This is a genomic window from Cryobacterium inferilacus (assembly GCF_019599185.1).
Lineage (GTDB): Bacteria > Actinomycetota > Actinomycetes > Actinomycetales > Microbacteriaceae > Cryobacterium > Cryobacterium inferilacus.
The window spans coordinates 120,718-128,564 of the sequence record NZ_JAIEUL010000013.1 but is presented as its reverse complement, the minus strand read 5'-3'; the positions used below and the strand labels follow the sequence as shown (position 1 = coordinate 128,564).

Sequence of the window (7,847 nt, the reverse complement as noted above, 5' to 3'; positions counted from 1 at the left end):
CTCGACCAACGTGGGGGAGCGACCCACAGGCATCCACGACCCGGCCTCGGGGACGCGCCCACGACGCTGGTCGAGCCCGTCGAGACCCCGCGAGACGACCTGCGGAGCGCAGGTCTCGACAAGCTCGACCAACGTGGGGGAGCGACCCACAGGCATCCACGACCCGGCCTCGGGGACGCGCCCACGACGCTGGTCGAGCCTGTCGAGACCCCGCTAGACGACCTGCGGAGCGCAGGTCTCGACAAGCTCGACCACCGTAGGGGAGCGACCCACAGGCATCCACGACCCGACCTCGGGGACGTGCCCACGACGCTGGTCGAGCCTGTCGAGACCCCGCGAGACGACCTGCGAAACGCACCGCCGGCATCCGCCTTTCGTGAGCAGGTCACGCCAACGCGACGAGCGGTTGCGTCAGCGGTTGGGGAAGTTGTGCGGCCGGCCGGTGAGGACGGGGGAGAGGGCGTCCAGGCGGGTGCGCTCGAGCACGTGGCCGGAGTACTCACGGTTGCGGCGCACGTCGGCGACCCCGATCAGGAGGTACTCCGCCGGAACCGAGGGAAGCGGAGACACGAACGGGGCCACCTCGGCGGCCAGGCTCTCCGCCAGCCGGACCCGGGTGGCCGGGGAGAGCTGGTGTGCCTGGCGGAGGAACTGCGCCACCCGGCGGGACAGCCGGTCGGGCAGCCGCGCGACGTCCACCGTCGCCGCCCAGGACTCCAGGACCGGCGGCAGCACGAAACTCGGCTCGGTGAACCGCGGTACGCGCTCGTGTTGGCTGTAGGTCCCCGCAAGCAGGTCGCCCAGGCGCTTCGACCTGGAGTTCAACAGGGCGCAGGTCGCGGCGAGCCCACCGAAGGTGAGGAAGATCTCGATCACTCCCATCAGGGCACGGATGAACGCATGCCTGAGCCCGGTAGCGCCGCCGTCGTCACGCACGATGCGCGCACCGATTGCCCAGCGGCCCAACGACCGGCCGTGGGAGAGCGTCTCCACGAGCATCGGCACGATCAGCAGGGAGAAGACCAGACCGGAAATGCCCAGGGCCTGGGCCAGGGCGGTGTCGATCCCGTCACCGAACAGACCCGTCACCACCAACACCATCAGCAGGAACAGGCCGACATAGGCCAGCCAGTCGATCATGGTGCCGGCGCCGCGCAGGACCACGCTGGCCGGCCGAACATCGAGGGCAACGGCCTCTCCGGTCACCAGCTCTCGCTCGATCAGGGAATCTTCACCGTGATCGGCCGCTTTCCAGGACTCCGCCATGTCTACTATTGAAGCAGATGGATCTCGACGCGTATTCAGCGGCGCACCGCGCCGAATGGGACCGCCTGGCCGACTTGGGCCGCAGGCGGCGACTTGACGGTGCCCGCGCGGACGAACTGATCGAGGGGTATCAGTCCGGTGCGACCCAGCTCTCGGTGATCAAGACGGCGGCGGGCTCGACGGTGCAGGGTGACCGGCTGTCGGTCATCCTGTCGCGGGCGCGGCTGCGGTTCACCGGCGCGAATGTGAACGTGCTCGCGCAGGTGCCCCGGTTCTTCCTGGTTCAGTTGCCGGCCGCGTTGTACCGGCTGCGCTGGCTGACCCTGGTCGTGGCGTTCGTCACCGTGCTGGTCGCGGCGCTCTATGCGATCTGGGCGACGAACAATCCGCAGGTTCTGGCGAACTTCGGCTCCCCGGCCGAGCTCGAACAGCTCGCGAACCAGGGTTTCGTGTCGTACTACTCCGAGAACCCCGCGGCCTCGTTCGCCGGCCGGGTGTGGACCAACAACGCCTGGATCGCCGCCCAGTGTGTGGCCTTCGGCATCCTGGGTGTGTACGTGCCGTATATCGTGCTGCAGAACGCCCAGAACCTGGGCGTGACAGCGGCCGTCATGTTCGCCTACGACGAGGGCGACACGTTCTTCCTCTACATCGCTCCACACGGCCTGCTCGAGCTGACCGCGATCTTCGTGGCCGCCGCAGCGGGCCTGAGGATCTTCTGGGCCTGGATCGCCCCCGGCGCCCGCACCAGGGGCCAGGCCCTCGCCGAGGACGCCAGGGCGCTGTTCACCGTCGCGATCGGTCTGGTCTTCGTGCTGCTGGTCTCCGGCGTGCTTGAGGGGTACGTGACCCCGGCGCCGTGGCCGTGGCCGGTCAAGATCGGAATCGGAGCGGCCGCTCTGCTGGCCTTCCTCGCGTACATGCTGGTGCTCGGGGGGCGTGCGTCCCGCGCGGGCGAAACCGGCGACCTGGCCGAGTTTGAGGCCGGCAGCGCCCGCGTGTTCGCCGGCTGAACGACCTACAACCGTCCGGCGGCCTTGAGCGCGATATAGCGGTCGGCCAGGGCCGGGGGCAACTGCTCGGGGGGCGCGGTGACGACGTCGGCGCCGAGCTGTCGGACCGCGGCGGCAACCCGGGTCGCATCGAGCGTGGTGCGCTCCGCCGAGGCAGCACGATAGACGCTCTCCCGGTCTGCCCTGGCACGGGTCAGGCCGGCCATCGATGGGTCGGTCACCGAGGCCACCAGAACGGTGTGCCGTTGGGTGAGCTGACCGAGAACGGACAGCAACCCCGTCGACGCTCCCGGCGCATCCATCGGCGTGAGCAGAACCACCAGAGCATGCTGTCCGGTGATGCCGCGGATCTGCCCGGGCAGCCCCGTCCAGTCCATCTCGATCAGTTCGGGCTCGATCAAGGCCATGCCGTCGACCATCCGACTGAGCAGTTCCGCACCGGCCGCTCCCTGCACCCTGGCCCGCACGCGACGGTCCCAGGCCAGCACGTCGACCCTGTCGCCGGCCCTGGATGCGAGCGCGGCCAGGAGTAGCGCCGCCTCGAACGCGGTGTCGAGGCGTGGCTCGTCGGCCACCCGAGCGGCGGAGGTTCGACCGGTGTCGATCACGATCACGATTCGGCGGTCGCGTTCCGGGCGCCAGGTGCGCACCACCACGTCGTTGCGGCGCGCCGTGGCCCGCCAGTCGATCGACCGCACGTCGTCGCCGCGCACGTACTCACGCAGCGAGTCGAACTCGGTGCCCTGGCCGCGCACCAGCACGCTGGTGCGGCCGTCGAGCTCCTTGAGCCGGCTGATGCGGGACGGCAGGTGCTTCCGGGAGTGGAACGGCGGCAGCACGCGGATGCGCGCGGGAGCCTGCAGGGTCGCCTGCCTGGCCCACAGGCCGAGGGGGCCCATCGATCGAACGGTGACGTGGGCGGCCGTGCGCTCGCCCCGCCGGGTGGGGCGGAGGGTGAGCTCGATGAGGCGTCGTTCGCCGGCGGGCAGGGTCACGGCCGTTCGGTTGTTGCCGGCCCCTGCGGAGGGTTGCCAGCCGTCCCTGACCACGCCGCGCAGGCGTCGTTCGCCAGTGTTGCCGAGGTAGAGCTCGCTGGTCACGGTCTCGCCCAGCCGAACCCGGGTGGGCAGCACCCTGTCGACGGTGAGGGCCCGGGGGGAAGCGGCCAGGGCCAGGTCGATGCCGCCGAGGAGCAGGGCGAACAGGACCCAGCCGGCCAGCACGACCGGCGCGGTGACCGCGGTGCCGTCGAGCAGCACCAGGGGCACCACGCCGAGAGCGAGGAGAAGGACGAACCTACCGGTCAGCGCCATCGGTTAGATCGGAACCTGGACCTGCGCCAGCACACCGTGCAGGATCGCGTCGACGGTGATGCCTTCCAGCTCCGCCTCCGGGCGCAGTTGGATGCGGTGCCGCCACACCGGCAGCACCATGGCCTGCACGTGGTCGGGGGTGATGGAGGCGTACCCGCTCAGCCAGGCCCACGCCTTCGCGCTGGCCAGCAGCGCCGTGGTCCCGCGCGGGCTCACGCCCAGTTTCGCCGAGGGGCTCTGTCTGGTGGCCCTGGCCAGGTCGACGATGTACGCCAGCACGTCAGCACTCGCCCCGACAGTCGCGACGGACGCCTGGGCGGCCGCCAGATCGGCCGCGCCGAGAACGGGAGTGACGCCGGCAGCGGTGAGGTCGCGCGGGCTGAACCCGGTGGCATGGCGGCGCAGCACCTCGAGTTCCACGTCCCGTTCCGGAATGTCGAGGACGAGTTTGAGCAGGAATCGGTCCAGTTGGGCCTCCGGCAGCGTGTACGTGCCCTCGTACTCGATCGGGTTCATGGTCGCGGCCACGATGAAGGGTTCCGGCAGCGGCAGGGAGAGCCCGTCGACGCTGACCTGGCGCTCCTCCATCGCCTCCAGCAGTGCCGACTGCGTCTTGGGCGGGGTGCGGTTGATCTCATCGGCGAGCAGGATATTGGTGAACACCGGACCGTTGCGGAACTCGAACTCGCCGGCCTTGGCGTCGTAGATCAGCGATCCGGTCACGTCGCCCGGCATCAGGTCAGGGGTGAACTGCACCCGTTTGGTGTCGAGGCTGAGCGCGTGACTGAGTGAGCGCACCAGAAGGGTCTTGGCCACGCCTGGCACCCCCTCCAGCAGCACGTGGCCGCGGGCGAGCAGCGCGATGATCAGACCGGTCACGGCGCCGTCCTGACCGACGACGGCCTTGCCCACCTCTGTGCGCACCTGCGCGAGTGACCGGCGCAAGCCGTCGACGGTGGTGTCGGTCTGTGGTGTCTCGGCGGACGTCGTGGCGTGACTGGTCATGGGTCCATTCTTCCGTTTGGCGGGGGAGCTGAGGGGGAGGGGGCGATACCATTCGGGCGGGTGGCCGCGATGGTCTCGACCTCGAGGTTCTCGATGGCCGCGGAGAGCTCCATCAGGGCCGCATCGCTCTGCGGCACCTCGCCGACGAGGACGGCATGGACACGGTCTCGCGGCCACCCGCTCAGGGCGGCGACGGAGCGGATCACCTGGTCCAGTTCCATGCTGCGTGGGAGCCCGGCGGCCAGGGCCATGCGGGTGACGGCACCGATCCTGATGGCGTCGATCGCGCGCAGCCTGGCGTTTCCCCTGGCGTAGAGCCGGGCTCGGCCCTCCATGGTCTCGCTGGCGCGCACGACGACGGGCAGGTTCTCGGCGACGAGGGGCCCGAAGCGCCGGCCGCGCCACACCATGGCGGCGATCGCGGTGAAGACCAGGAGCACAAGAACAGGGGTGACCCAGCCAGGGGTGAGGGCGCCCAGCGATGGCGGACCCGTCACGGGCACGTCAGCCAGCGTCGGCAGGTACCAGATGAGCGTCTCGTCGGCGCCGAGCAGATTCAGGGCCAGCGCGGCGTTGCCCCAGGTGGCGATCTCGTCGTTGGCGAACACGGCCCGGTCGGCGACCAGGGTGAGGGTGCGGTCATCCAGGGTGCGTTCGATCACCGAGTACACGTCGCCGTCCGAGGGGAAACAGCCCGTGTAGCCGGCGGCGTCGGCGGCCACCCCGAGAGTCTTGCCGCCCGGCGAGATCTCCCCGGCCCGTTCGGCCGCCGGCACCGCACACTGGGCGGTGAGGGTGTCCGCGGTGGACACCCCACCGAAGCCCACCTCCGGCGCCAGCGCCTGCAGTGCGGCGAAGTCCGGGTCGGCCACCACGATGCGATCAACAAGCGTGCCGACGTCGGTGAGCTGATCGGTCGTCAGATAGCCCTCGGGGTCGGCGAAGAACACGGTGGCGTTCGGATGCGCGCTGCTCGCCTCACCCGCCTCCACCAGTGTGTCCACCGGCAGCACGGTGACTCCCTGACCACGGAGAACCTCGACCACGGCCATGCTGCCGGCCTGGGCGGGGTTATCGGCCGCGAGCGGCGGGCCTGCCGAACCGGCGGCGTTGGTGGCGAGGAAGGAGATGACGGCGACAAGAAGCGCGCCACCCGCCGCAACCGCCCAGAAGGCGTACCGGCGCAGCACGGTGCGGATCGTCGGGGTCAGCGAGCGGGGCGGGATGGCGACGGCGGTGGTGGTCACGGGGCTCCCACCGGCTCGGGCTGCCCCGCTGCGGGCAGCTGCGGGCGGGTGGCCTGCAGCGCGGTGTCGAGGTCGAGCAGTGCACGGTAGCCCGATTCGGTGCCCGTGCCGCCCAGGTAGCGCACGCTCTCGAAGACCACGGCACCGGCCCTGAGCCTGGCCTGCTCGGCCGGGAACGCTCGCGAGGCGAGCTCGGCGACGGCGTGCGCCGTCGTGCCGGGGGTCGGGCGCACGATGGTGCGCTCGGCGAGGCCCTGGGCCGTGGCCCGGAAGGCCTCCTCGCACGCGAGGGTCCAGTCGCCTGCGATTGCCGCCGACGCGGCGGCTCGGCGGATCTCTGCGGCAGTGCGGCGGTCATCGTCGGCGAAGAGGCCGAGGGTCTCTGCCCGGCGCCGGCGGGCACGGCGGGGGAGTCCGAAGATGAGCACGGCGGCCACCAGCACCGCCACCCCGATCAGTGTGCCGGCCAGGGCCAGCCAGGCGTTGCCGCCGTCCCCGGTGAAGGACAGGGACGAGAACCAGTCGAAGATCGCCTGGGACAACCTGTCGAACCAGGTCGGTTGGGCAGCCTGGTAGGGAGCCTTGGCCAGTTCATCCCTCAGCCACTGCTTCGCCTCCGGCGCGTCGGGATCCACCGGAATCGCCAGCCGTGCCACGCCGAGCCCCCACGCCGTGATCATGCCCAGGGCGCGCCCGGATCGGGGCGAGGGCCGTCATCCGCACCGGGCTTGGTGCCGCCGGTCGCGGTCGCTGCGACCAGGTACGGGTCGGCGGCCCCGCTGCCGGGGGCGGCCTCGACGAACCGCTGCAGGTCGAGGTCGAGACCCTCCTTGCGCATCCGCAGATCGATGTAGATCAGGGCGACGGCGGCGGACTGCACGACGGCGGTCACGGCGCTGATGACCAGGCTGATCAGGATCGTCAGCAGGTACAGCACGCCGGCGGGGATGTAGGCCTCGAAGCTGGCATTCGGGTCGATGAGCGCCGTCGCCGCGCCGAAGAGCAGCGTGAGCGGCGTCGTGACCACCTGCGAGACGACCCCGACGATGAGGGCAATCAGCAGAAGGACTCCGAGGGTGCGCCAGAAGAAGCCGCCGGTCAGGGACCACGAGCGCCGCACGGCGGCCCAGATGCGCGAGCGTTCCAGCACGATCAGGCTGGGCACCACGGCGGTCTTGGTGCCCACCCAGGCGCCGGCGGCGATGAGGGCGAGAACACCGATGACGCCGAGAAACACGGCCAGACCGATCCAGGCGCCACCGAGGAGAACGCAGGCGAAGACCACGCCGGCCACGAGCAGGATGCCCACCAGCAGCGCAGCGGACAGCAGCAGCGTCCAGCCGACCAACGGCCAGACCCGTCGGCCCACCTGACGCCACAGGGCGCCCAGACGGAGCTTCTCACCGAGCGTCGCCCGGGAGACCTCGAGCACGATGACTCCCTGCAGCAGGGCGGAGGCGACGATGGACAGGGCAATCGGGACCAGCGCGGACAACACGATGGCGACGATGGCCCCCGCCTCAACGGCTTCCTGGTCCTCCACCGGGGCGGCATCGATGCGGCCGAGGGCGAAGAAGGTCACCACGCCGACGATGAGCAACGTCACCAGCACCGTCACCCCCTGCACCAGCAGGGCGCTGCCGAAGGTCGCCTTCGGGTTGCGGCGCAGTACCTGGAACGGCGCGCCGAGGAGGGAGCCGAAACCGAGCGGTCGCAGCGGAATGAGGCCGGGTTTGGGCGGCGGGGTCCAGCCCGGCGGGGGTGCGGGGGTGTACCCATACCCTGGCCCGACGGGTGGGGTCCCCGGCTGGGCTCCGGGGAGGTTCTCGCCGTAGCGGGGCCGGTCGGGGTCGTTCGCCGGGGGGTGCCAGTTTGGGTCCGTCACGCCTCCATGCTGGCATACCTTGACCTTCGACGGTGCCCTGTCAGCACTCTCAGGGTCGTGTCGACTATTCTGGTGCCAGAGATTGCCCGCCCTGCCGGGATATTGCCCGATGATCGGG

At 70.6% G+C, this 7,847-nt stretch carries 7 protein-coding genes; 1 reads left to right on the top strand and 6 read right to left on the bottom strand.

Going from position 1 to position 7,847, the window contains the following annotated elements; genetic code table 11:
* Positions 1–411: 411 nt before the first annotated feature.
* Entirely contained in the window at positions 412–1,266 is an 855-nt protein-coding gene (locus K2F54_RS12895) for an RDD family protein (RefSeq protein WP_220606265.1), read from the bottom strand.
* 17 nt (positions 1,267–1,283) lie between these two features.
* Here K2F54_RS12895 and K2F54_RS12890 point away from each other — a divergent pair, with 17 nt between their 5' ends.
* Entirely contained in the window at positions 1,284–2,279 is a 996-nt protein-coding gene (locus K2F54_RS12890) for a stage II sporulation protein M (protein ID WP_220606264.1), read from the top strand.
* 5 nt (positions 2,280–2,284) lie between these two features.
* Here K2F54_RS12890 and K2F54_RS12885 read toward each other — a convergent pair whose 3' ends face one another.
* From K2F54_RS12885 to K2F54_RS12865, 5 genes are read right to left on the bottom strand one after another with little or no spacing between them, the layout of a single operon-like run.
* A complete protein-coding gene (locus K2F54_RS12885; RefSeq protein WP_220606263.1) occupies positions 2,285–3,592 on the bottom strand; it encodes a DUF58 domain-containing protein in 1,308 nt (435 codons plus the stop codon).
* A 3-nt stretch (positions 3,593–3,595) separates the two neighbouring features.
* Positions 3,596–4,597 carry an AAA family ATPase gene (locus K2F54_RS12880; RefSeq protein ID WP_220606262.1) on the bottom strand — a complete coding sequence of 334 codons (1,002 nt, stop codon included), beginning with the start codon at positions 4,595–4,597 and terminating at the stop codon, positions 3,596–3,598.
* Positions 4,594–5,844 (bottom strand): DUF4350 domain-containing protein, encoded by a 1,251-nt coding sequence (locus tag K2F54_RS12875; protein WP_220606261.1) that lies wholly within the window; start codon positions 5,842–5,844, stop codon positions 4,594–4,596. The genes K2F54_RS12880 and K2F54_RS12875 overlap by 4 nt, the downstream gene beginning before the upstream one ends.
* Complete coding sequence (locus K2F54_RS12870) at positions 5,841–6,524, bottom strand: DUF4129 domain-containing protein (protein WP_220606260.1); 684 nt, start codon at positions 6,522–6,524, stop codon at positions 5,841–5,843. Before K2F54_RS12870 ends, K2F54_RS12875 begins: the two co-directional genes overlap by 4 nt.
* Positions 6,521–7,729 (bottom strand): glycerophosphoryl diester phosphodiesterase membrane domain-containing protein, encoded by a 1,209-nt coding sequence (locus K2F54_RS12865; protein WP_220606259.1) that lies wholly within the window; start codon positions 7,727–7,729, stop codon positions 6,521–6,523. Before K2F54_RS12865 ends, K2F54_RS12870 begins: the two co-directional genes overlap by 4 nt.
* Positions 7,730–7,847 lie beyond the last annotated feature (118 nt).

Excerpts from the sequence above, each read along its gene's own strand:
- K2F54_RS12870 (WP_220606260.1), bottom strand. The coding sequence starts at position 6,524 with ATGATCACGGCGTGGGGGCTCGGCGTGGCACGGCTGGCGATTCCGGTG.
- K2F54_RS12890 (WP_220606264.1), top strand. The coding sequence starts at position 1,284 with ATGGATCTCGACGCGTATTCAGCGGCGCACCGCGCCGAATGGGACCGC.
- K2F54_RS12880 (WP_220606262.1), bottom strand. The coding sequence starts at position 4,597 with ATGACCAGTCACGCCACGACGTCCGCCGAGACACCACAGACCGACACC.
- K2F54_RS12885 (WP_220606263.1), bottom strand. The coding sequence starts at position 3,592 with ATGGCGCTGACCGGTAGGTTCGTCCTTCTCCTCGCTCTCGGCGTGGTG.
- K2F54_RS12895 (WP_220606265.1), bottom strand. The coding sequence starts at position 1,266 with ATGGCGGAGTCCTGGAAAGCGGCCGATCACGGTGAAGATTCCCTGATC.